The sequence below is a fragment of the Novosphingobium nitrogenifigens DSM 19370 genome (assembly GCF_000192575.1).
GTDB classification, from domain to species: domain Bacteria; phylum Pseudomonadota; class Alphaproteobacteria; order Sphingomonadales; family Sphingomonadaceae; genus Novosphingobium; species Novosphingobium nitrogenifigens.
Genome location: NZ_GL876931.1, coordinates 286,754 through 309,961 on the forward strand (window position 1 = coordinate 286,754; position 23,208 = coordinate 309,961).

Consider the following 23,208-nt stretch of genomic DNA (forward strand, 5'->3'; position numbering starts at 1 on the left):
GGTGCATTCGAAAAGGGGCATGACGGGGAAATGATGAGGGGCGATCGCCGATCGGTCTTGCGGGCCGCCGGACTTGTCGCGGGGGCGGGGCTCCTTGCGCGGGGCGCGGTGGCAGCCGAGCCCGGCCACGAGCCGTCGGTGCTCTCGGGCGAGGCGATGACGCTCACCATCGGGCGCGGCCATGTCGTCATCGACGGGCGGACAGCGCGGGCGGTGACGATCAACGGCGGTGTGCCGGGGCCGATCCTGCGCTGGCGCGAAGGGCAGACGGTGCGCCTGACGGTTGTCAACGAACTGGACGAGGAAACCTCGCTGCACTGGCACGGGATCCTGTTGCCGTTCCAGATGGACGGGGTTCCGGGGGTATCCTTTCCGGGGATCGCGCCGCGCTCGCGCTTCACCTATGAATTCCGCGTGGGGCAGGCGGGGACGTACTGGTACCACAGCCATTCCGGGTTGCAGGAAGTTGCCGGGTGCTATGGCGCGATCGTGATCGATCCGGCGGAGGCGAGCCCGCCGATGCGCGAGCATGTCGTCGTCCTGTCGGACCACAGCTTCGTCAATCCGGCACACATCCTGCGCGCGTTGAAAGTCGATCCGGGCTATTACAATCGCCAGCCCCAGACGCTGGCCGATCTTGTTGCCGGACGCGGGCAGGGGCTGGGGGATCGTCTGCGCTGGGCCCATATGCGGATGGACCCGACCGACATTGCCGACGTGACCGGCGCAGTGTTGCGCTATCTCGTCAATGGCAAGGGCGCAAAGCAGGGTTGGAGCGGTGACGTCGTCCCCGATGAGCCGGTGCGACTGCGGTTCGTCAATGCGGCGGGGATGTCGTTTTTCAACGTGCGCATTCCCGATCTGCCGATGACGGTGGTGGCCGCCGACGGACAGGACGTGCGCCCGGTGACGGTCGGGGAGTTCCAGATCGGGCCGGGCGAGACTTATGACGCGATCGTCACGCCGACCGGCCCCAGAGCCTGGCCGATCGTTGCGGAAAGCATGGACCGGTCGGGTATGGCGCTGGGCTGGCTGGCGCCTTTGTCAAACGTGGCGTCGGCTCCCCCGCTTCCGGTGCCCCCTTTGCGTGAACGGCCGCTGCTGACGATGAAGGACATGGGCATGGATATGCCGGGCATGGACATGAAAGGCATGAAGATGCGTGACCATGCCAATGCGCCCCAGGTGAAAATGGGGCCGGGGGTGGAAATGATAAACCCCATGCCGATGGACCGGACCGGCGATCCGGGAATCGGGCTCGACGGGGTCGGGCATCGGGTGCTGACCTATCGCGATCTTGTCTCGCGCGTGCCCAATCCCGATTTGCGCGCGCCGGAACGCACGATCGAGGTCCACCTGACCGGAGCCATGGACCGCTACATGTGGTCGATGGATGGCATGACCATGAGCGAGGCGCACGAGCCGATCTCCTTGCGCACCGGAGAACGCGTGCGGGTCACGTTGATCAACGACACGATGATGGCCCATCCCATCCATTTGCACGGACATCTGTTCGAACTGGTCACAGGCCATGGCGACCATTCGCCGCGCAAGCATACGGTGACGGTGCTTCCCGGCGGCAAAGTCAGCTTCGACACGACCGCACAGCCGGGCGACTGGGTCTTTCACTGTCATCTCTTCCTGCACATGGCGATGGGCATGATGCGGGTCGTGAAAGTGCGCCCGGCATGATCCGCGTTGCATCCGCGACCGCCTGTGCCGTCCTTGCCCTTGCTTGCGCGCCGCAGATTGCCGTGGCGCAGGACGAGCATGCGATGCATCACGGCATGGTGATGGACCCGGCTCCCGCCGCGCCGCCTGCTGGGCCGCCTCCTGCCGAAAACGCGTCCGCACCCGACGGGACCGGCGATGCCGGGACCGGGACTGGTGCCGGGACCGATCAGGCGCCCGGCACAGCGCCGCCTCCGGCTCCTGTGCATGATCGCGCTGCCGACCGGTTCTGGGGCGCCGATGCGATGGCCCATGCGGAGATGACAATGATGGGCGGGCATTCCGCGCCGCGGTATTCCGCCGTGCGGATCGACCTTGCCGAAATCGCGCTGTCGCCTCAGGGGGACGGCTATCGCTGGGAAGGCGAGGCCTGGACCGGCGACGTTGATCGCCTGCTTTTGCGCACGCGGGGCGAGGGACAGACCGGTGGACGGCTCGAACAGGGAGAGATCGAGGCGGGCTGGTCCCATGCACTGGGGCCGTGGTGGAATCTTCAGGCCGGGGTGAAGCAGGACATTCGCCCGACCCCGGCGCGCACCCATGCCATGATCGGGTTCGAGGGGCTCGCGCCCTATCGCTTCGATGTACAGGCTCTGGCCTATCTGTCGGACAAGGGGCAATTCACTGCCCGCTTCGAAGGTTCGCTGGACCAGAGGATCACGCGTCGGCTGGTCCTGCAACCGCGTGCGGAACTGAATTTCGCCGGGTCCGACATGCCTGCCGAACGAATCGGGGCGGGGCTCTGGCGCGCGGAAATGGGCTTGCGCCTGCGTTACGAGATCGACCGCCGCTTTGCGCCCTATGTCGGTTATTCATGGGACTGGGCGACCGGGCGGACGGCCGATTATCGCCGGGCCGACGGTGACCGCGTGGCGAACCGCGCGGTCGTGATCGGGGTCAGGGGCTGGTTCTGAAACAGATCAGCGCGGGATCAGTTTCATCGCGTCGACGGTGAACTTGAAACCGAAAACCAGCGCATCGGGGACGTTCGTCGCGCGGAAGGGGACGCCCGACTGGTCGGGGTGGACGATGTACTGCACATTGGGAGACAGCCGCAGCGCGTCGCCCAGTTGCAGGCCATAGGCCAGTTCCATCATGATCTCGTCGCGGTGGACCCGGCCGGTGCCGCCCCCGGCGATCTGTCCCGCGCTCATCCGCGAAACGGCCAGATCGCTGAAATGCTGATCGTTGATCATGAAGCCGAGCGTGTCGCGGTCGCGCCCGTGGAACGTGCCGGTCTGGACCAGACCCAGTTCGAAATAATGGCTTTCCTCCACGCGTCCCGACACATTGGCCATGGCGACGCCGAAAAGGGTGAGGCCGCGATCGCTTTTGGGATCGGGACGCGTCAGCATCTGGTCGAACCGCACATAGAGCCCCGCGCGTCCCTTGTGCGTGGCAGGTGCCGACCCGGTCAGCAGCGCGATCCCACCGGCCGCATCGCTGATCGGGTCGGCATAAGTGCCCCGGTCGACCCAGCCACCAAGGATGTAATGGCGCGGCAGGCGGTCGGTCTTGGCATCCGATCCGTATCCGACTTCGAAGGGGACGATGAAACCGGTCCCACCCTTGAAGCTCAGGCTGAAACCGTCGTCGGTCGCCCGCTTGCGGTTGGGATTGACTTCATAGATCCCGGCATGGGCGAACCAGTGCCGGTCGAATTGGACGCGCGCCTTGGCCATCCAGCTCGACGCCGGGAAATAGGTGAAATTGCTGTCCTTGAACACCAGGGTCGGATTGCCGCAGGCCGAATTCGACTGGAAATTGCAATAGAGCGGTGAAGTCAGGAAATGGATGTTCGCCTGGCTCTTGCCCGCCTCGATCGTCAGGTGGTCGTTGAGGAACGACTGTTCCCAGGTCAGGATCGCGAGGTGGGTGTTCTGCGTGCCCCAGATTTCCTGCACCGACGTGTTGTTGCCCAATGCAGTCTGGGCCAGATTGTCGCCATGGCGATTGGTGACCGCGAAATGCAGTCCGGCGCCGTGAATGCCCGCCAGCTTGCCCATGTCGAGATCGACGCCCATGTAGACCTGGCCCGCATAGGCCGCGTCCTGCCGGTCTCCGCCGACCGGATTGGCCGCCGCTTCGCCGGTGTAGTTGAGCGCGAGGCGAATACCCCGGTCGATCAGGGGTTGCCACGGATCGGCGTGCTTCTGGTTGCCCAGTACCTGCGGCACGATCGTGGTTGCTTCGGGCGATTGCGGCGCCGGATTGGCGGTATCGGCCCATGCTGCGGGCGCAAGGGTGCCCAAGCCCGCAGCGACGAGCGCCGCGAACGCTTTCCTCCCAGCCATGTCGGATGATCCTCTGTTTCTTGTTGTCTTGTGTCTTGTGGTCAGGTGTGTTTTGTCAGGTTGTCGGGACCGGCCGTTTGAGCAGGCCGACGAGCACGGCGCTCACCAGCGTTCCCGCGACCAGAGCCACGACATAGGCCCCCACGTGCGAGACAGCGCCCGGAATGGGCAGGACGAAAATCCCGCCGTGCGGCACTTTCAGTTCGACGCCCGCCGCCATCGAGATCCCGCCCGCGAGCGCCGATCCGGCCATGAGCGAGGGGATGACCCGCAGCGGATCGCGCGCGGCAAAGGGGATCGCCCCTTCGGAAATAAACGCCAGCCCCAGCACCGCCGCAGCCCCGGCCGCTTCCCGCTCGTCGGCGGTGAAGCGGTTGGCAAAGAGCCGCGTGGCAAGGGCGAGAGCGAGCGGGGGCGTCATGCCTGCCACCATGGTCGCGGCCATCGGCGTATAGACCTGGCTCGAAATCAGGCCGACCGAAAAGGCGTAGCTGGCCTTGTTGACCGGCCCGCCCATGTCGAACGCCATCATTCCGCCCAGGATCAGCCCGAGCACGAGTGCGCTCGACCCCTGCATGGCGCGCAGCCATTCGGTCAGGAACGACAGCGCCGAGGCGACCGGTGTCCCGACGGCATAGATCATCAGCAGTCCGGTCAGCGCGCTGCCGAGCAAGGGCAGGATCAGAACCGGCTTCAGCCCGGCAAGATTGCGGGGCAGGCGGATCACGCGGTTGAGCGCATCGACGCCGTATCCGGCGATAAATCCCGCGACGATGCCTCCGAGGAACCCGGCGCCCAGATTGGCCGCGAGCATCCCGCCGATCATGCCTGGCGCGATGCCGGGGCGATCGGCGATCGAAAAGGCGATATATCCGGCGAGCGCGGGAACGATCAGGGCAAAGCCGCCCTTGGCGCCGATCATGAACAGCGCGTGGGCAAGCGTTCCTTGCGCGGCATCGTCATTCGCGTGAATGCCGCCCAGCGCAAAGGCGAGCGCGATCAGAAGGCCCCCGGCCACCACGAAGGGCAGCATGAACGAGACGCCGGTCATCAGGTGCTTGTAAGGCCCTGCGCGCCCGGCGGGAGCTTCCGCACCCGTGCTGTCTCCAGCCTGCACGCTTGCTTCGGCAAAGGCCCGTTCGATCAAGGCCGCGCCGCCGGTGATGGCTGGCTTGGTATTGGAAACGAAAACGCGCTTTCCGGCAAAGCGGGCGCGGTCGACTTCGCGGTCCGCCGCGATCAGGACCAGATCGGCTTCGGCAATGTCCTGTGCGGTCAAGGGATTGCCCGCGCCGACCGACCCCTGCGTTTCGACATGGATCGCGTAGCCCAGCTGTCGCGCGGCTTCCTGCAGCCCTTCGGCCGCCATGAAAGTATGCGCGATCCCGGTGGGGCAGGACGTGACGGCAACGATTTTGCGCCCCGTCACCGCTGCGGACGAACCGATCAGGGCCGGTTCGGCCAGCGCCATGTCGGGATTGGCAAGCACGTCCTCGATGCTCAGGCGACAATGCGCGCGCGGTTCGGCGGCATAGTCTGGGCCGACGAACAGGACCCGGTCGCCTTCGGCCGGGATCACCGGGTTGGCGACACCCTGTCCGCTATGCAATTCGACTTCGAGCGGAACTCCGGCCTTGCGGGCGGCCCGGCGCAGGGCTTCGCCTGCCAGGACGCCCGAAACGCTGGCCTCGTCGGCATCGACGATGGCAACGATGCGTGTCATTCAAACCTCTCCATGAACGACCCCGCCGCATTTTTGGGCTGGGGTGATAACGACATCTTCGGACAGGGCCTCGACGCTCGACCGCTGGGGCAGGTGGGGGCCTGCGCGGCCGAGCTTGGCGACGGCAAAGGCCGTGGCGAGCCGGGCGATCCGTTCGAGCGGGGCCTTCTGGGCGAGGGCTGCGACGAGGCCCGCGACCATGGCATCGCCCGCGCCGACCGTGCTGGCGAGCGGTCCGGCATCGAGCCGGGCCAGCAGAGCGCCTTCATCGGACAGGAACAGCGCGCCCTCTTCGCCCATCGACACGACGACGAGTTCGATGCCCCGTGCGCGCAGGCGTTCCCCGCAGGCGATCACGTCTTCGATGGTGTCGAGCGGTTGCCCGGCCCATGCCGCGAGTTCACGCCGGTTGGGCTTGATCACATGGGGAAGGACCGGGGCGGACAGTGCATGGCCGAGCGGCGCGCCGCTGGTGTCGAGAACGACCCGCGCCCCGTCTGTACGCAACCGGGAGACGAGATCGGCATAGATTTCGGGCGGACAGGCAGGCGGCACGCTTCCCGAAAGGACGACCAGCGCGTTGTCATCGGCAAAGGCGTCGAGCGGGGCGAGCGCACGGGCGAGATCCGTCTCGTCGGCGGCCATGCCGTCCATGTTGATGTCGGTGGTATCGGCATGGTCGACGATCTTGATGTTGACGCGGGTCGATCCGGCGACGCGCACGAAACGGTCGGCAATCCCCTTGGCCGCGCAAAGGCTTTCGAACGGGGCGGCATTGTCGGCGCCGAGCAGGCCGAGCGCGGTCACGTCCGCGCCCCAGTCGGCAAGGCAGCTTGCCACATTGACGCCCTTGCCCCCGGCATCGAGCCGCATCGACAGGGCGCGATGGACTTCGCCGGGGACGAGGTGATCGACGTGGATCGTCTGGTCGATCGCCGGGTTGAGCGTGAGCGTGGCAATGCGCGGCGCCATCAGGCGTCTCCCTCGTTGAGGGCCCGGACGTCGGCGGAGGTTGCGGCGGCAAGGGCCTTTTGCGCCAGAGCCTGAAGTTCGGTCATGCTCGCCCCGCGCAGCCGGGCCTTGACCGCAGGAATGTCGCGCGGGGTCATCGACAATTCGCTGACGCCGAGCCCGACAAGCAAGGCCGCGCCGAAGGGATCGCCCGCCAGCCCGCCGCAGACGCCGACCCAGCGGCCATGGGCCTGCGCGCCTTCGACCGTCATCGCGATGAGGCGCAGGACGGCCGGATGCAGGCTGTCGGCCTCGCTCGCGAGTTCCGGGTTCTGCCTGTCGATGGCGAGGGCATATTGGGTAAGGTCGTTGGTCCCGACCGAAAAGAAATCGGCATGGGGGGCAAGGGCGCGGGCCTGAACCGCAGCGGCAGGCACTTCGATCATGATCCCGATCGGCAGGCGCGGAGCGGAAAGTTCGGCCCGGATCGCTTCGCAGCGTTCGCGCAAGGCCACGAGTTCATGAAGCGATGTGATCATCGGGAACATGATCGACACGTCTCCGCCCAGTGCGGCCGCGCGATAGAGCGCGCGCAATTGCGGATCGAGCAAGTCCGGACGGCGCAGCAGCAGTCGCGCGCCGCGCACGCCGAGGAAGGGGTTTTCCTCATGCGGGAGATCGAGATGGGGCACTTGCTTGTCGCCGCCGATGTCGAGTGCACGCACGATCAGCGGGCGGTCGCCGAGCGCCTCGATCATTGCGCGATAGGTGGCGAACTGTTCGTCCTCGTCGGGCGTTTCGCCGCGTTCGAGGAAGAGGAATTCGGTGCGCATGAGGCCGACGCCGTCGCCGCCTTGGGACAAGGCAAAAGGAGCCTGATCGGCGCGGTTGATGTTGGCGGCAACGGCGATGGTGTGCCCGTCAGTGGTCGTGGCCGGGCGATTGCGTTCGGCTTCCTGCGCGATGCGGCGGGCTTCGCGGGCGGCGATCCAGTCGCGTGCAGAGGCAAGGTCCGCGTCCGAGGGATCGATCCACACGCGCCCGGCGTCGCCGTCGACGATCGCGCATGTGCCCGGCGCCATCGCCAGGACCTGGGGCCCGGCGGCAACGACCGAGGGAATGCCGAGCGTGCGGGCAAGAATGGCGCTGTGCGAGGTCGGGCCGCCCAGAGAGGTCGCGATCCCGACCACCTTGCGCGTGTCGAGCGCAGCCGTGTCGGAGGGCGAAAGATCGTCGGCGAGGAGAATGCAAGGGCTGTCGGGCAGGTCTGCCATGCCCGCAAGGCCGAGTTCCGGTTCCATCTGTGCCAGAACCCGGCGTCCGATGTCGCGCAAGTCGGCAGCCCTTGCAGACAGCACCGGATTGCCGAGCGCCGAGAGTTGCCCCGCGATCCGCTCGACCGCCTGATGCCACGACCATGCGACGCCATGACCCTCGACCATGATCTGGCAGGTCAGCGTGATGAGGTCGGTGTCGTCGAGGAGGCCCGCCTGCGCCTTGAAAATGGCGGCGTCCGCCGCGCCCAGCCGCCGGGTGGTGTCGTCGATCAGCGCGGTCATCTGCGCACGGGTGGAAATCAGCGCCTGATTGAGCAGAGCGCCGCCTGCGATCAGGTCGACCGGGCGGTCGGGCACTTGTACTTCTGCCGGGGCGAGCAGATGCACCGGGGCGATGGCAAGGCCGGGACTGGCCGAAACCCCCGCGATCATCGCCGGGGTGCCGACCGGCTGCCAGCCGTGGACGGGACGTGCCGCCTTTTGCGCGGCGCGTTCGGCTTCGGCCTTTTCACGCGGCGTCAGCGCGACGACTGCGCGGTGAAAGGCGCGCAAGGCGTCGTCGGCCTGCGGACCGCCCGCCGAAAGGACCACGCGGTCCCCGGCTTTCAGGCCCAGTTGCAGCAGCGCGACAAGGCTGCGCGGATCGGCGCTTTCCGCCTCGTGGCGCACGCGCAAGGGGGCTGGCGACGCCTTGGCCGCTTCGCTCCACACCGAGGCGGGGCGGGCATGGAGGCCGGCCGGATAATCCACCACCCATTCGATCGTGGCGGGAAGGTCGGCAACGGGGGTCTGCGCCACCGGAGCGCTGTCCCCCTGCAGGGCTTCGACGATGAGGGCAGCGTCGGTCGTGCGGGCGAGGCGGTCAAGGCGCGCCTCGTCCTGGATGAGGCGCGTGAGACGGCGCAGGATGGCGATGTGGCTGTCCGATCCGGCGGCAATGCCGACGACCAGATGCGCGATCTGGCCGGGGTTCCATTCGATGCCGTCGACGAATTGCAGCACGACGATGCCGTCGCGGCGGACCAGTCCCTTGTCCTCACCCAGTCCGTGGGGAATGGCGACGCCTGCGCCGAGATAGGTGTTGGCCACCTGTTCGCGGGCGATCATGCTGTTTTCGTAGCCCGGCGCGACGCATCCGGCCGCGACCAGCAGTTGCCCGGCCTGGCGGATCGCGTCTTCCTTGTCGGTGGCGCGTGCGCCCAGCCGGATCAGTTCATGCCGGACGAGGTCGTGCCGCACCAGGTCGTGGCGCGTCGAATCCGCTGGGACAGGGGGCGTCATCGTGTGCATGAGCATGTCTTTCAGGCCTCTCGGGGGACGACTTGTGTGGTCGCCTCACTCATGAGAAAACGTTTTCTCGAAAATTTGTCAAGTGGCCCTTGCCAAGTGGTTCGGCGATCCGGCATTTCCGCTTGAGAAGAGGCATAAAATTGACCGGGCGAGGAGAGAACGTTTCCCCATGACCGTCGGAATCAAGGATGTGGCGCGAGTCGCCAATGTCTCCCCGGCCACGGTGTCGCGGGTCCTGTCGGGGCGCGCGGTCGATCCCGCGATGCACGAGCGCGTCATGGCGGCAGTGCGTTCGACCGGCTATCGCCCCAATCTTGCCGCCCGGCGGCTGCGGTCGCGGCATACCAACACCATCGGCCTGATCGTGGCCGACATCCGCAATCCCTTCTTCACCGCCGTCTCCCGCGTGGTGGAGGACATCGCCTATGAACGGGGATTGCGGGTCATCCTGTGCAACACCGACGAAGATCCCGCGCGCGAGGCGATGTACCTGCAACTGATGCAGGAGGAACGGGTGACGGGCATGATCCTGGCGCCAACGCGCGCAGGGCTCGACAAAGTGGCGCGAATGGAGACCGATTTCCCCGTCGTCCTGATCGACCGCGCGGGCGAGGGCATGGTGCATGACAGTGTCGTGCTCGACAATCCGGCCATGGCCGCGCGGCTGGTCGAACATCTGCACGAGCGTGGCTGCCGCCATGTCGCCGGGCTGTTCGGGGCTGCCAGCAGCACGGGGCGCGAACGCCGCGCCGGTTTCGAGAACGCCGCCGAGCGTCTTGCCATGCGCACGCAAGTCGTCGCGGTGCCCCATGGTCCCGGGGAAGCCGAACGCTGCGTCGCCGCCCTGATGCAGGCCGAGGACCGTCCCGATGCGCTCCTTGCCAGCAACGGCGTCATGCTCATGGCCGTCCTGCGCGCTCTTGCCGCACTCGGGCTCAAGGTGCCCGACGATGTCGCGGTGGTCGGTTTCGATCGCGAAGGCTGGATGGATCTGGTCGCAGGCGGCCTGTCGGTCATTGAGCAACCGGTCGAGGCGATCGGGCGCACGGCCATGACCATGCTCTTCGACCGGCTCGACGATGCCGCGATCCCGTCACGCAAGGTCGTCCTTTCGGGCACGCTCGTCGCGCGCGGATCGAGCCTTCATCGGCAAGAGGCCTGATCGATCCTTTGGGATCGAAGGTGGATCGGATGGTCGGGGAGACAGGATTCGAACCTGCGACCCTCTGCTCCCAAAGCAGATGCGCTACCAGACTGCGCTACTCCCCGTTGGGCGTGCCCTAGGACATAGCGGGCCGGTGGGGCAAGGTTAAAACTTCCAAAGGCGAACAGGAACTGCGGGGCGCGGGGGTGGAGGCGGGGCGGGGCAGGGCAGGCAAGGCTTGTGGTCGTTCCGGACAAGACCCGCGCGGCACGACGCGCGACAAGAGCGAGGACGTTTGCGGTCAAGATTGTCGGCGAAGGGGCGCCTAGTCTCCATGTCCATCGGGGATGGCGTGCCTGTCGCGGGGTGACTTTGTCCGGGCTGCGCGTCATCGTCCTGTGTCATGGCCGGTTCCTGGAACCGGGCCTGTGTGGAGATTGCCGTCGATGAGCCAAGCTGCTGCCCAGCCCGCCCCTGCTCCGATCGAGACATTCGGATTGCCCTCTGACAAGGGGGCGCTCGATCTCGGCATTTTCATGCCGATGGCGAACGGCGGCTGGATCATTTCCAAAAATTCGCCCCGGCTCGACGGATCGTACGACTACAATCTCGCCGTGGCGAAGCTCGCCGAAGAACTGGGCTTCGATTTCATCATGGCCATGGCCAAGTATCGCGGGTTCGGGGGCGAGACCGCGCACTGGAATTCCTCCCTCGATTCCCCGATGCTGATGGCTGCGCTTGCCCAGGCGACCAGCCGGGTGAAAGTCTGGGGCACGGTTCACACCCTGCTGCAGAACCCGGCGGTGGTCGCCAAGATGTTCGCGACGCTTGATCAGATCAGCCACGGGCGAGCCGGGCTCAATGTCGTCACAGGGTCCTATCGCGGCGAGTTCGACCAGATGGGCGCATGGCGCGATGATGTCGACCATGACCAGCGCTATGTACTGGCGACCGAATGGTTGCAGGCGGTCAAGGCGCTCTGGCGCGAGGACGGCGTGACGCAACACGGCACTTATTTCCAGCTTGAGGATTGCATGTCCAATCCCAAGCCCGAAAAGCGGCCCTTCCTCGTCTGCGCAGGTTCGTCGCCGCCGGGGATCCGTTTTACCTCGCAGGAACTCGACGCCTTGTTCCTTTCGGGCACCACGCCCGGGGAACTGGCCGCCGCGAGCCGCCGGGCCAAGGCCATGGCCGACGAATGCGGCCGATCGATCCGCGCCTATTGCATGATGACCGTCGTGCTGGGCGAAACCGATGCCGAGGCGGAAGCGAAATGCCGCCACTATGCCGAGGGGCTCGATGAAGGCGCGCTCTATGGAATGATGCGCGCCTATGGCTTCCTCGACAGCGAGATCGGCAAGGAAAACGACTTCACGCGCAAAGCCCGCTCGGGCTTCATGTCGCCCCATGTCTATGGGACCCCTGCGACCGTGACCGCAAAGCTGTGCGAGTTGTTCGAAAGCGGTGAGCTCAATGGGCTGATGCTGATTTTTGACGAATATCTCTCGGCCATGCCCATCTTTGCGGCCGAAGTGCTGCCGGTCCTGCGCGCGCGCTTTCCGGGGCGGATCGCGAGCGGGGCGGAGGCGGTCGATGCCTGATGTCGACAGCCTGCCGCATGTCGCCGATCTTGCCGATTATCTCGCGCCCTCGCGCACGGCGCTGATCGTCGTCGATATTCAGGTCGATTTCGCGTCGGCCAGGGGCGTTCTGGGCGGTTACGGCGTTGACATGACCGAGGCCGAAGTGGTCGTCGACCGGATCGAGGAGATGATCGCGGCGGCGCGCAAGGCCGGGGTGACGGTCGGTTTCATGCGCGTGATGACCCGGCCTGAAACCGATTCCGATGCCTTGCGCACATGGATGGCGCGACGCGGTACTCCCGGCGGCGAAGCGATTTGCCGCATCGGCAGCGGGGGTGAGGCCTATTACCGGGTGACCCCGGAGCCGGGCGATATCGAGATCGAAAAGCTCGCCTATTCAAGCTTCCATGGCACCGATCTCGACGCGCAGTTGCGCGCGCGGGGCATCGACACGCTGGTGATCGCGGGGATCAGCACCGATTGCTGCGTCGATTCGACCACGCGCGACGCGTTCCACCACAATTTCCACGCTTTCGTCGTTTCCGACGCCTGCACCGCTTATGGCGACGACCTGCACTATGCCGCGCTCAAGGCGATGAGCCTCCATTGCGCGCTGTTGACTCGCACTGCCGATGTGGTGGCCGCCTGGGACAAGGCCTGAGGTCTCCTCGGTCGATCTTTTGCGATACCAATTCTTTGTGCGCGCCATGACAAGATGCCGGGCGGGGTGACGGGCATCGTGCCGTCATGGACAAGCACGGGAGCGCAGCGGGACAAGGCCCGCAAGAAGTCGATCTTGTCATCCACGGTGGCTGGATCGTCACCATGGATGACCGGCGGCGCGTGTTTCGTGACGGGGCTCTGGCGGTTCGGGGCGACACGATCGTAGCGGTCGGGCCGAGTGCGGAAATCCGGGCGGCATGGCGCGGGCGCGAGACGATCGACGGGTCGCGCTGGGTTCTGACACCCGGTTTTGCCAATGGTCATGTGCATATCACCGGCGAGCCGATCACGCGCGGGCAAGTGCCCGACGATGCGGGCTGGCGCGCCAATGTCTTTGACTGGCTGATCCCCACTTATCTGGCGCAGACGCCTGATGACGAGCGCCTTGCCGCCTCGCTCTGCGCGGTCGAGATGTTGCGCACCGGCACGACCTCGTTCGTGGAAGCGGGAACGATTCTCGATCTCGACGGCGTGGTTGAGGCCCTGTCGGCGATCGGCATTCGCGGGCGGCTCGGCCAATGGGTTCAGGACCGCGCCTTTGCCCCCGACGAGGATCAGGCCAGGCTGACCGATGTCGCCGTGGCCAAGCTTGCCGCGCAATTCGAACGCTATCCGGTTCGCGGCAATGCGCTCTTGACCGGATGGGCCTCTCTGGTCGGGCACAACACCGCGACCGATGCGTTGTGGCAGGCGGCGGCCGACCTTGCTCGCGAGCACGGCGGCGGGATCAGCGCACACATGAGCCCCGATCCTGCCGACGCGGACTTCTTTCTGGCGACGACCGGCAAGCGCCCCATTGCCCATCTTGCTGCGCTCGGCGTCTTGGGGCCGACCGTTTCGCTGACCCACGCGATCCATCTCGATGCAGAGGAAGTCGCGATTCTGGCCGAGACCGGCACCGGCGTCACCCATTGCCCGATGACCGCGATGAAAGGCGGCTATGGGGCAAGCGCGGTCGGACTGTTCCCCGAAATGCAGGCGGCAGGCGTGCGTATCGGTCTTGGTACCGACGGCAACAACAACGGCAATGCCGCCGACATCATGCGTGCGGGCTATGTCATGGCGGGGCTCTTCAAGGATGCGCGTCGCGACGGCACCCTTTTTCCGGCCCACGAGGTGCTCGAATCCCTGACGCTCAAAGGGGCGGCCGCGGCCGGGCTGGCAGGCGTGACCGGCGCGATTGCGCCCGGATACAAGGCGGATTTCGTTGCCCACGACCGCGACCGGCCTGAATGGGTGCCCTTGCTCAATGTCGTCAACCAGTTGGTCTGGTCGGCCGACGGGCGCGGTGTCCACAGCGTATGGGTTGCCGGACGCCGTGTCGTTGATACCTATTGCATGACGACAATCGATGAAAAGCGTCTGTTCGCCGAAGTCGAGGCGGCGGCGCCCGGATTGATCGCGCGCAGCGGCTTGCCGGTGCCGCAGGTCTGGCCGGTACTGTGATCGAGCCGAAGGAAACATGATGAGTTCACCTGCCGATACCGCAGTCCCGCCTTCAGCTCCGCTTCAGCGCGGGGCATGGACGGCTCTCGTCGCGCTGAGCCTGATGTTCTTCCTGCTGATGGCCGGGACGTTCAATTCGCTGGGGCAGGTGCTGCCTTCGATGGTCAAGGACCTCGACATGAACTGGAGCCAGGCCGGGCTCGGGTTCGCCTTGCTCGGCCTTGCCTGTGGCGGGGCAAGTCCCTTGCCTGCGCTTGGTATCCGCTGGCTGGGGGTGCGGACAACGCTGGCACTGGGCGCGCTGGTGCTGGCGCTGTCCTTTGCCGCGATGGCGGTCGCGGGCAGTGCGTCGGTCTATTACGCCGGGGCGTTCGCGCTCGGCGTCGGGTTCTGTCTGGTAGGGCCGATTCCGGCGGTCGACGTTCTGGGATCGGTGTTCGGCGCGCGGCAGTCGCTGGCGATCGGGATCTATTTCGCGGTCGGGAATGTGGGGGCGGTCTGCGGCCCGTTGATGTTCTATACCGTGCATCAGCTGACGGGCGGCTGGCGCAGCTATTGGCTGCTCTGGGTGGCTGCCTCGATCGCTGTCGGTGCCTTTGCCGCGATCGCTGCGGGCAATGCCGCTCATGCAGCGCGCCGGGCCGGGGCGGAAGCGGCCGGAACAGCGGTCGCGCGGGTGCCCCTGCGGGACTTGTTCCGGCACATGCCCTTGCAGTTCTGGGTTTTGGCCGGGGCCTATACGACATGCCTTGCCGTCGACACGATCTTTCACAGCTTCGTGTTTCAGCATTTGATGGAACGGGGCGTGACGCAGGGCCTCGCAACCGGGGCGATGAGCGGGGCAGCGGCGGTCGCGGCGATCGCCTCGGCTTTGGGCGGGGCTGCGGGCCAGAAACTGCCCGCGCGGTTCCTGACGATCGTGTCGCTGCTCGCGCTGGCGGCGAGCATGGTCATCCTGACGCTGCCGACCGGAGTGGCGACGGTGCTGGGCTTTGTCGTTGCCTTCGGGTGCGGGGTCGGCGTGTGCAAGGTCGCGGTGGTCGAAATGCTGCGCGGGTGGTTCAACGACGCGCTGCTGCTCGAACTTTATGCGGTGATGACCTGGGTGGCGACGGCGGCGGCACTGGGGCCGAGCGTGGGCGGGCGCCTGCGCGATGCGACCGGGACGTTCGCGCCGATTTTCGACCTTTCCGCGCTGGGCTGCGTCGGCATCGTGATTCTGCTCGCGCTGGTGCGGCGTCCGCGTTCGTCGGTTGTCACCGACAGCCCTGCCATCGCGGCCTGAAACGGGGATAACGATGACGCGGATCGCCGCCGATACCCTGATCACCGGCGCCTGTCTGGTGACGATGGACGCGACGCGGCGGATCCTTGCCGACGGGGCTCTCGCCATGGCGGGCGACCGTATCGTCGCGGTTGGCCCCAGTGCCGAAGTCGAAGCGGTGGTCACAGCCCGGACGCGGATCGATGCGCGGGGCAAGCTGGTCACGCCGGGGCTCGTCAACGGGCACGTCCATCTGACCGAAACGCTGATCCGGGGCTTCATTCCCGAAGATCTCGACTTTGCCGAGGGCCTGTTCGGCTGGGTCATCCCGCTTTACGAAGCGCACAGCGCCGAAGAACAGGCGCTCGCCGCGCAATTGGCAGTCGTTGCCATGCTGACGAGCGGGACGACCACCTTCATCGAAGGGGGAACGCTGCTCGAACCCGATGCAGTGTGGGACGCGATCGCGCCGATGGGCATACGCGGGCGCATGGGCCGCTGGATCATGGATCGCGCGTTCGATCCCGCCGCCGATCAGGGCGCGCTGACCGACAAGGCGATTGCGACGATCGCGGCGGACCTTGATCGCCATGCCGGGAATGAGGGACTGCTGCGCGCATGGCCGCTGCTGGTCGGGCATTCTACCAATACGCCCGAGTTGTGGCAGGCGGCGAGCGCGATGGCGCGCGAACGCGGGCTCGGTCTTGCCGCGCATATGAGCCCGGACCCGGCGGACCCGGAATTCTATCGCGCCACTTACGGGTGCAGCCCGGTCGAATGGCTCGACCGGATCGGTGTGCTGGGCGATCATCTTTCGCTGGTGCACATGGTCCATGTCGACCGTGACGAACTCGATGCGCTGGCGCGGACGGGCACCAACGTGGTGTTCTGTCCCGGTGCCGCGATGCGCGGCGGCTATGGTGCGGGGCCATGTGGACTTCATGCCGAAATGGTCGCGGGCGGGGTCAATCTCCTGCTCGGCACCGATGGCGGCGACCGTCACGACATGTGGCAACAGGGCATGATGATGGCCGGGCTCCTGCGCGATGCGCGCCGCTCGCCCGCGCTGATCACGGCCGAGCAGGTGCTCGAGATGCTGACGCTGGGCGGTACGCGGGCGGCGGGTTTGGGCGGGCAAGTCGGGGCGCTGGCCGTCGGTTATCAGGCCGACGTGGTGCTGATCGATACCGACCGGCCGGAAATGGTCCCGCTGTGGCACCCTCCGCGCCATCTGGTGTGGTCGGGCGACGGGCGAATGGTCGATTCCGTTTGGGTCGCGGGCAGGCAGGTCGTGGGTGGCGGTCGTTGCCTGACGATCGATCAGGATCGCCTGTTCGCGCAAGCCCGCGCCATGGCGCCGGGTATCGTCGAGCGGGTCGGCCTGCCGCTCAAGAGCCCCTGGCCGATGTCCTGATCATCCTGTTTTTCGGCACTTGTCCGTGCCGGCCTTTTCCAACGGAGCCTTTCGCCATGCCGTACCAGTCGATCACCGTTGCGCCGGTCACGCCCGTGATCGGGGCGGAAGTGTCAGGGGTGGACCTGACCCGCCCGCTCGACGAGACGCAGATTGCCGAGATCAAGCGCGCCTTTGCCGAACATCTCGTGATCTTTTTCCGGGATCAGCCGGTCGGCCACGACGATCACATTCGTCTCGCCCGCTATTTCGGCGGCGTCCATATCGCGCCCAGCACCGCGCCCTGGCAAGTGCCCGGCGTGCCCGAAGTGACGATCATCCATGCCGACGAGAACAGCACGTTCGTCGCGGGCGAGGACTGGCATTCGGACATGAGCTGCGACGATGCGCCGCCGTTGGGGTCGATCCTTTACCTGCACACCATTCCCCCGGTCGGTGGCGATACCGTCTTTTCCAACATGTATGCGGCCTATGACGCGCTGTCGGACCGGATGAAGGCCTATCTCGACGGACTGACTGCCGTGCATGACGCGGTGCTCGGGTTCGGCGGGATCACGCCCGAAGGGATGAAGTTGCCGCGCAATTCGCATCCGGTCATTCGCACTCACCCCGAAACCGGGCGCAAGGCGATTTTCGTCAATCGCGGTTTCACCACCCGGATCGAAGGCGTGCCGGATATCGAAAGCCGGTCGATCCTTTCCTATCTCTACGAACATGTGCAGCATCCCCAGTTCCAGTGCCGCTTTCGCTGGCAACCGCATTCGATCGCGTTCTGGGACAATCGCTGTGCGCAGCATTCGGCGATCTGGGACTATTTCCCGCAGCGCCGTTCGGGTTTCCGCGTCCAGATTCTGGGCGACAAACCGGTGTGAACGGCAGGGGGCGCTGCGCGATCAAGTTCTAGGGCGTGGACGGCCAAGAACGCGGCAGGCAAACCGGCGATTGTGGCAACAACACGAAAGGCCCGCGTCGGGCAGGCGCGGGGAACGATGACGGGAGAGCAGCCGCCGGTCGCGCGGGCTGTCTGGGAAAAAGGCAGACAAGATTCTGTCGTCCATAAAAAAGGGGGGAAACCATGCGCTCTCGGTCTGTAACCAAGCCGACCGTTCCCATGTCGGCGGTACTCGCGTCGGCCTCGCTTCTTGCGCTGGCCGTGCCCCAGATGGCGTGGGCCGCCGATCCGGCGCCGCCTGCGCCCGCACCCGAACCTGTCGCCGGTAGCGGCGAACAGATCGCGGACATCGTCGTCGTCGGCGAAAAGCGCGCGGTCAATCTGCAATCCGCGCCGCTCGCCATCAGCGCGATCAGCGCCGACGCCTTGCGCGAACGCAATGTGGTCGACGTCGCCGACCTCAACGGTTTCGTGCCTGGCCTCACCGTGTCGAAAAGCGAAGGCAACGAACGTGTCATCGCCATTCGCGGGATCGGCTATGAAACCGCGCAGAATCCCAATTCCCAGCCCGGCGTCGCGTTCCACATCGACGGGGTCTATATCGCCCATGTCGTCGCTCTCAACCAGGACCTGCTCGACGTCGACCACGTCGAAGTCCTGCGCGGGCCGCAGGGCACCGTGTTCGGCCAGACATCGACCGGCGGTGCGATCAATGTGATCACGCGCAAGCCGGTGTTCGATCGCTATACCGGCGAAGCGAGCGTCAGTTACGGCAATTACAACTACGTCCGCACCGAAGGCACGCTCAACGTGCCTCTGGCGCAGAACCTCGCCATTCGCGGCACGGTGCAATACTTGCGCCACGACGGTTACGGCTATGCGACGCAAGTGCCGGGATACAGCAAGTTCGGCCTCGACGATGCCGACGATCTGGGCGCGCATGTCACCTTGCTGTGGCAACCCGAACCGGATTTCAGCGTGGAACTGTCGGGGCAGTCGTTCGACGCCTGGCGCCATGCCGCCTTGCAGAAGTGCACCTTGTGCAGCACCGATCCGCTTGGCGGAAGCCTGACCTACATTTCCGATCCCAATCCCGATCCGCGCGCGGTGACGCAGGATTACGGCGGGCTTTACAAGACCAAGACCCGCATGGCCTATCTGACGGTCAGCAAGACCATCGCGGACAAGGTCATCGCCAAGTCGGTCTCTGCCTATCAGTATCTGGACAAGAACCAGACCGGCGACAACGACCGCTACGCCTATGCCAACTATTACGACAATCTCGTTCGCTGGCGCGACTACAGCAGCACGTATTCCGAAGAGCTGTCGTTCGCATCGACGCCCAACAAGCATTTTGAATGGGTCGTCGGGGCGTTCTGGCTGCGGCAGAATGCCTTGCAGGACATTCTCGAATATTCGAGCAACGGTTTCGCGACCGATCCGTCGAACGGACAGGCGACCAACTTCCAGACCAACAGCCCCTATCAGCACACGACATGGGCCGGATATGGTCAGGGCATCTGGCACGCGACGCCAAAGCTCGACCTGATTGCGGGTGCCCGGTACAACTGGGACCGCGTGACGGCACAACCGGTGCAGTATTTTGCGGTCGTTCCCCCGCGCGCCACCGAAAGCGCGGCGGTAACCGGCAAAGTCAGCGTGCAGTACCAGATCGATCCTTCGCACATGGTCTATGTGACCGGGTCCAAGGGATACAAACCGACCGGCGTGACCTTTGCTGCGGACTCGCTGTGGGTGAAGAGCGCCTACAAGAAGGAAACCGTCTGGGCGGCGGAAATCGGGACAAAGAACGACTTCTTCGGCAAGAAACTGCGGCTGAACGTTGCGGGCTATTACTACTGGTACGATGATTACCAGTTCACTGCCGAAGATCCCATTCCCTATGGCGGCGGCACGGCCAATATCCCCAAGGCGGAAATCTACGGCCTTGAATTCGAAGGCATGTGGGCCGCGACCCGGCACCTGAAATTCGACGGGACGCTCGCGCTCGCCGACGGCAAGTTCAAGGGCGACTATTACGCCATCGACCGCCAGACGGCGCAGGATGTACGCGCGACGACATATGCCTCGCTCGGCTATCCGGCGGCCTGGTATTACGATTCGCGCGTGATCGCCGCCGTCGAGGCTGCCGCGCAGAACACCAATGGGCACAAGATCCCCAAGCTGCCGGGCGTTCAGGGCAATATCGCGGCGACCTATACTACCGATCTTGGCCCCGGTCAGCTTACGTTCAGGGGCGAAGTGGTCTATCGGGGCAAGTTCAATAGCCGCATTTTCAATGTCGCGCAGTACGATACGATTCCCTCTTACACGCTCGGCAATCTCTATATCGAGTACAAGCCGAACAATTCGATGTTCACGTTCTCGTTTACGGCCACCAACGTGACCGACACTCTGGGCGTCAGCAACAAGTTTGCGGACCCCTATGGCTCGGGCACGACCAGTGTCGAATATATCCCGCCGCGCCAGGTCTTCGGCACGGTCAAAATGAAGTTCTGATCTCGACCCTTCGGTCGGTCGCAGAAAAGGCGCGGCGGGACACCCCGTCGCGCCTTTTTTGATGGGGTTCGTCGCTCAAAAGTGGGAAGCCTTCCAGACGCCCTCTACGGCGCGTGGACAAATTCGAGCGGCAGGTTGCGCCCCAGTTGCAGACATAAGTAGTTGCATTCATAGTAGATGGCGGAAGGAGTAGGATGTGCCGAAGCGGCTGACCGATCGATACGATGTCGACGCCATCCGGTTTACGCGAGCGGCGCCGCAAAAAGCCCTGGCCCGTGATTTATTAGGTGTAGTCGATTCAATCCGTCCGGGGGGATCGGTTTTCTACATCCTATGTGATACTCCGGAGGACTCCGGGGACGAGATCTCGGTGCTGATCGACGGCGACACCATCATCCATTTTGAGTTGCCGCGCTTGCACTTTAAACGAACTCGCGTTGTTGGCGGACCCCCCACTGATATTCAGATTGAGTCGCTTGAGGAATTTCGAAAGCGGATCGGACAAGGGCGACGTCGACTGTTGTTGGACAGAGCTGTGGATGACGCCCACAGGCATAGGGCGTAACGTCCGCTAACCACCATCTCGGACGCCCCGCTCACCCTTGGATTGACCAAGGTGGGGGCACTCCCTCTCGCCTTGCAAACTTGACCCGGGGCGCCGCCAAATTTGGCGGGAGGGGGCGGGGTGTTCGTGCGGCCTTCACACACGGGGCAAGCTGCGTTTCAATCCGGTCTATGAGCACAGCCTGCCTCGAGAGTCTTGCCGTCCGGCCCCGAGAACGATCGGGGGCCGGGGGTGTCGCGCTGGCCGCGACAGTCGGCAACATGTTGGGGATCACCCCCGCGATCAGCGCGACGATCGGCGTGCTGCTGGTGCCGATCGCGCAGGACTTTCATTGGCCCCGCGCGCAAGTGTCGGGCGTGCTCGGGCTGATTTCGCTGATCAGTGCCGTGGTCTATCCCTGGGTGGGGCGGGCGATGGATCGGCTCGGCGCGCGAACCATGCTGATCCTCGGCAATCTCGTCTTTGCCGCTTCGGTTGCGGCCCTTGCCCTGTCGCGGCCGAGCGTGCCCATTTTCTATGGTCTCTTTGCGCTGGTCGGTGTGGCCGGGGCATTCCCGTCGACGGCGATGTTCTGCAAGGCGGTGGCCGACTGGTTTGACGAACGGCGCGGGCTGATGCTCGGGGTGACGGCGGGGGTGGGTAACGGCGTCGGCGCAACGGTCATGCCGATCCTTGCCGGGGTTCTTCTGGGAACGGTCGGCTGGCGTGGGGCCTATCTCGGCATTGCCGTGGTTGTCGCGGGGCTGGGGTTTCCGGTCCTGTTTGCTTTCCTGCGCGATGCGCCGCGCGGCAGCGGAGCGCATGGCGATGCGCTGATGGAAGGGCTCACGCTGGGAGAGGCGGCACGGACGTCGCGGTTCTGGCTGCTCCTTCTCGGCGCGGCGGCCGGGGGCGGGGCGATGACGGCGGTCTTTACTCATGTCGTCCCGATCCTCACCGATCGCGGCGTGGGGCTGGGCGAGGCGACGGGCATCGTTGCCCTGTTCGCACTGGTCACGGCCGGATGGCAGGTCGTTGCCGGGCTCATCATCGATCGCTGGCGCTCGCCCCGGATCATGACGCCGATGTATGCGCTGGCAATCGTCGGGCTGCTGCTGCTGCAATTTGGCGAAGGAGGGCTGTCCCGTTTTGCTGCCGGGACCATGCTCGGCATCGGCATGGGGGCTGAATATGCCGCGCTTCCCTATTTCATCTCGCGCTTTTTCGGGTTGCGCCACTTCGGCACGATCACCGGGGCACTTTACGGCGTCGTCATCCTTGTTCAGGGGCTGGCGCCTTTCCTCATGGATATGAGCTTTGACGCGCGCGGGTCCTATGCGATGGCCAGTGGCGTGACGGCAGTCGTGCTGACCGGGGCCATGGGGCTTTTCGCAATGCTGCCGCGTGCGGAGGCGCAAGAGTGAGCCACGTTCTGGTTTTCGGCAGTGCCAATATGGATGTGGTGGCCCGCGTGCCGCGCCTGCCTTTGCCGGGGGAAACGCTCGCGGCAAGCAGCCTTGCCCATGTCCCGGGCGGAAAGGGCGCCAATCAGGCGGTCGCGGCGGCACGGTTCGGGGCACCTTGCGAATTGGCGGGAGCCTTGGGGAAGGATGATCACGGCCGATCGCTTGCCGCCTTTCTCGATCGGGAAGGGATCGCGACCGGACGGCTCGCGCGGGTCGAGGGGCCCTCGGGCCTTGCCCTGATCGCGATCGACGCGGAAGGCGAAAACCAGATTATCGTCGTGGCCGGGGCCAATGCGCAGGCACAGGCGCCCGACCTTGCGCCGGTCGGCGGCGGACCGCGCCCGGTCGCGCTGGCCCAGTTCGAATTGCCGGTCGATGAAGTCGAACGGTTCCTCCTTGCCGCGCGACGGGCGGGATGGTTGTCACTGCTCAATGCCGCACCGGCTCTGGCCGAAGCGACGCGCCTTGTTGCCTTGCCCGACATTCTCATCGTCAACGAGACCGAACTGGCCGTCTTTGCCGGAGGCAGGGTTCCCGCAGGCGTGGACGAGGCCGCTGCGCTCGCCGCGCGTTTGCCGCGCAAGGGTGCCATGGCGACGGTCGTGACACTGGGGGCGGACGGTGTCGTCGCTCTGGTCGGCGAAGCCGTGCTGCACGTTCCAGCCCAAGTGGTCCCGGTGGTCGATACCGTGGGCGCGGGGGATTGTTTCTGCGGCGTTCTCGCCGCCGCTCTTGCCGAAGGGCAGGATCTGGAAGCGGCCTTGCGCACGGCGGTTGCCGCAGCGGGCCTTGCCGTCCAGCGGCCGGGCGCTGCCGATGCCATGCCCCTGCGTGCGCAAGTGCTCGCGCAGCTGGCCTAGCGGGATTGCTCTAACAAGGACGCTCGGCCCTCTTTCCACCGGCCCTGCGGCTTTGACATAATGCCCCGGCCCGGTCGCCAAGGGGC

Annotated in this window: 17 protein-coding genes and 1 tRNA gene; 13 read left to right on the plus strand and 5 right to left on the minus strand. The window is 65.5% G+C overall.

The features are described 5' to 3' along the window. The first annotated feature begins 30 nt into the window (after positions 1 to 30). Together Y88_RS09290 and Y88_RS09295 are read left to right on the plus strand one after the other, a co-directional pair. Positions 31 to 1,692 carry a multicopper oxidase domain-containing protein gene (locus Y88_RS09290; protein WP_026167026.1) on the plus strand — a complete coding sequence of 554 codons (1,662 nt, stop codon included), beginning with the start codon at positions 31 to 33 and terminating at the stop codon, positions 1,690 to 1,692. After that, the gene (locus tag Y88_RS09295; protein ID WP_008068062.1) at positions 1,689 to 2,645 is read left to right on the plus strand and encodes a copper resistance protein B; all 957 of its coding nucleotides are present in this window, start codon (positions 1,689 to 1,691) and stop codon (positions 2,643 to 2,645) included. The genes Y88_RS09290 and Y88_RS09295 overlap by 4 nt, the downstream gene beginning before the upstream one ends. A gap of 6 nt (positions 2,646 to 2,651) precedes the next feature. Here Y88_RS09295 and Y88_RS09300 read toward each other — a convergent pair whose 3' ends face one another. The 4 genes from Y88_RS09300 to ptsP are packed head-to-tail and all read right to left on the minus strand — an operon-like array spanning position 2,652 to position 9,266. Then, positions 2,652 to 4,025, minus strand: a complete 1,374-nt coding sequence (locus Y88_RS09300; protein WP_018075976.1) for a carbohydrate porin — start codon at positions 4,023 to 4,025, stop codon at positions 2,652 to 2,654. Between the two features lie 55 nt (positions 4,026 to 4,080). Further along, positions 4,081 to 5,748: a PTS fructose transporter subunit IIC gene (locus Y88_RS09305; protein ID WP_008068064.1), complete on the minus strand. Its 1,668-nt coding sequence runs from the start codon at positions 5,746 to 5,748 to the stop codon at positions 4,081 to 4,083. Further along, on the minus strand, positions 5,749 to 6,720 hold the full coding sequence (gene pfkB, locus Y88_RS09310) for a 1-phosphofructokinase (RefSeq protein ID WP_008068065.1): 972 nt from the start codon (positions 6,718 to 6,720) through the stop codon (positions 5,749 to 5,751). After that, entirely contained in the window at positions 6,720 to 9,266 is a 2,547-nt protein-coding gene (gene ptsP / locus Y88_RS09315) for a phosphoenolpyruvate--protein phosphotransferase (protein ID WP_008068066.1), read from the minus strand. The genes pfkB and ptsP overlap by 1 nt, the downstream gene beginning before the upstream one ends. A 169-nt stretch (positions 9,267 to 9,435) precedes the next feature. Between ptsP and Y88_RS09320 the strand changes: the two genes are divergently transcribed. Then, a complete protein-coding gene (locus Y88_RS09320; protein WP_008068071.1) occupies positions 9,436 to 10,428 on the plus strand; it encodes a LacI family DNA-binding transcriptional regulator in 993 nt (330 codons plus the stop codon). A gap of 30 nt (positions 10,429 to 10,458) precedes the next feature. Here Y88_RS09320 and Y88_RS09325 read toward each other — a convergent pair. After that, positions 10,459 to 10,535, minus strand: a tRNA-Pro gene (locus Y88_RS09325). A gap of 321 nt (positions 10,536 to 10,856) precedes the next feature. Between Y88_RS09325 and Y88_RS09330 the strand changes: the two genes are divergently transcribed. The 10 genes from Y88_RS09330 to Y88_RS09375 all read left to right on the plus strand — a co-directional run bounded on the left by Y88_RS09330 (position 10,857) and on the right by Y88_RS09375 (position 23,122). Further along, a complete protein-coding gene (locus Y88_RS09330; RefSeq protein WP_018075977.1) occupies positions 10,857 to 12,011 on the plus strand; it encodes an LLM class flavin-dependent oxidoreductase in 1,155 nt (384 codons plus the stop codon). Beyond that, positions 12,004 to 12,654 carry an isochorismatase family cysteine hydrolase gene (locus Y88_RS09335; protein WP_008068077.1) on the plus strand — a complete coding sequence of 217 codons (651 nt, stop codon included), beginning with the start codon at positions 12,004 to 12,006 and terminating at the stop codon, positions 12,652 to 12,654. Before Y88_RS09330 ends, Y88_RS09335 begins: the two co-directional genes overlap by 8 nt. An 86-nt stretch (positions 12,655 to 12,740) precedes the next feature. Further along, on the plus strand, positions 12,741 to 14,162 hold the full coding sequence (locus Y88_RS09340; protein ID WP_008068079.1) for an amidohydrolase family protein: 1,422 nt from the start codon (positions 12,741 to 12,743) through the stop codon (positions 14,160 to 14,162). Between the two features lie 16 nt (positions 14,163 to 14,178). Then, positions 14,179 to 15,447 (plus strand): MFS transporter, encoded by a 1,269-nt coding sequence (locus Y88_RS09345; RefSeq protein ID WP_008068082.1) that lies wholly within the window; start codon positions 14,179 to 14,181, stop codon positions 15,445 to 15,447. Between the two features lie 13 nt (positions 15,448 to 15,460). Then, positions 15,461 to 16,840 carry an amidohydrolase family protein gene (locus Y88_RS09350; RefSeq protein ID WP_008068084.1) on the plus strand — a complete coding sequence of 460 codons (1,380 nt, stop codon included), beginning with the start codon at positions 15,461 to 15,463 and terminating at the stop codon, positions 16,838 to 16,840. A 56-nt stretch (positions 16,841 to 16,896) separates the two neighbouring features. Continuing rightward, a complete protein-coding gene (locus tag Y88_RS09355) occupies positions 16,897 to 17,712 on the plus strand; it encodes a TauD/TfdA dioxygenase family protein (RefSeq protein WP_008068086.1) in 816 nt (271 codons plus the stop codon). 203 nt (positions 17,713 to 17,915) lie between these two features. Then, positions 17,916 to 20,252 carry a TonB-dependent receptor gene (locus tag Y88_RS09360; RefSeq protein ID WP_232280995.1) on the plus strand — a complete coding sequence of 779 codons (2,337 nt, stop codon included), beginning with the start codon at positions 17,916 to 17,918 and terminating at the stop codon, positions 20,250 to 20,252. Positions 20,253 to 20,448: 196 nt separating this feature from the next. After that, positions 20,449 to 20,817, plus strand: a complete 369-nt coding sequence (locus Y88_RS09365) for a hypothetical protein (protein ID WP_018075979.1) — start codon at positions 20,449 to 20,451, stop codon at positions 20,815 to 20,817. A 260-nt stretch (positions 20,818 to 21,077) separates the two neighbouring features. Next, positions 21,078 to 22,220, plus strand: coding sequence for an MFS transporter (locus Y88_RS09370; protein ID WP_232280996.1), 1,143 nt, complete (start codon positions 21,078 to 21,080; stop codon positions 22,218 to 22,220). Then, on the plus strand, positions 22,217 to 23,122 hold the full coding sequence (locus Y88_RS09375; RefSeq protein ID WP_008068092.1) for a ribokinase: 906 nt from the start codon (positions 22,217 to 22,219) through the stop codon (positions 23,120 to 23,122). Before Y88_RS09370 ends, Y88_RS09375 begins: the two co-directional genes overlap by 4 nt. The last annotated feature ends 86 nt before the right edge of the window (positions 23,123 to 23,208 follow it).

What these genes read in the sequence shown, in the direction of transcription:
- Y88_RS09290 (WP_026167026.1), top strand. Translation starts at nt 31, where the DNA reads ATGATGAGGGGCGATCGCCGATCGGTCTTGCGGGCCGCCGGACTTGTC.
- Y88_RS09295 (WP_008068062.1), top strand. Translation starts at nt 1,689, where the DNA reads ATGATCCGCGTTGCATCCGCGACCGCCTGTGCCGTCCTTGCCCTTGCT.
- Y88_RS09300 (WP_018075976.1), bottom strand. Translation starts at nt 4,025, where the DNA reads ATGGCTGGGAGGAAAGCGTTCGCGGCGCTCGTCGCTGCGGGCTTGGGC.
- Y88_RS09305 (WP_008068064.1), bottom strand. Translation starts at nt 5,748, where the DNA reads ATGACACGCATCGTTGCCATCGTCGATGCCGACGAGGCCAGCGTTTCG.
- pfkB (WP_008068065.1), bottom strand. Translation starts at nt 6,720, where the DNA reads ATGGCGCCGCGCATTGCCACGCTCACGCTCAACCCGGCGATCGACCAG.
- ptsP (WP_008068066.1), bottom strand. Translation starts at nt 9,266, where the DNA reads ATGCACACGATGACGCCCCCTGTCCCAGCGGATTCGACGCGCCACGAC.
- Y88_RS09320 (WP_008068071.1), top strand. Translation starts at nt 9,436, where the DNA reads ATGACCGTCGGAATCAAGGATGTGGCGCGAGTCGCCAATGTCTCCCCG.
- Y88_RS09330 (WP_018075977.1), top strand. Translation starts at nt 10,857, where the DNA reads ATGAGCCAAGCTGCTGCCCAGCCCGCCCCTGCTCCGATCGAGACATTC.
- Y88_RS09335 (WP_008068077.1), top strand. Translation starts at nt 12,004, where the DNA reads ATGCCTGATGTCGACAGCCTGCCGCATGTCGCCGATCTTGCCGATTAT.
- Y88_RS09340 (WP_008068079.1), top strand. Translation starts at nt 12,741, where the DNA reads ATGGACAAGCACGGGAGCGCAGCGGGACAAGGCCCGCAAGAAGTCGAT.
- Y88_RS09345 (WP_008068082.1), top strand. Translation starts at nt 14,179, where the DNA reads ATGATGAGTTCACCTGCCGATACCGCAGTCCCGCCTTCAGCTCCGCTT.
- Y88_RS09350 (WP_008068084.1), top strand. Translation starts at nt 15,461, where the DNA reads ATGACGCGGATCGCCGCCGATACCCTGATCACCGGCGCCTGTCTGGTG.
- Y88_RS09355 (WP_008068086.1), top strand. Translation starts at nt 16,897, where the DNA reads ATGCCGTACCAGTCGATCACCGTTGCGCCGGTCACGCCCGTGATCGGG.
- Y88_RS09360 (WP_232280995.1), top strand. Translation starts at nt 17,916, where the DNA reads ATGCGCTCTCGGTCTGTAACCAAGCCGACCGTTCCCATGTCGGCGGTA.
- Y88_RS09370 (WP_232280996.1), top strand. Translation starts at nt 21,078, where the DNA reads ATGTTGGGGATCACCCCCGCGATCAGCGCGACGATCGGCGTGCTGCTG.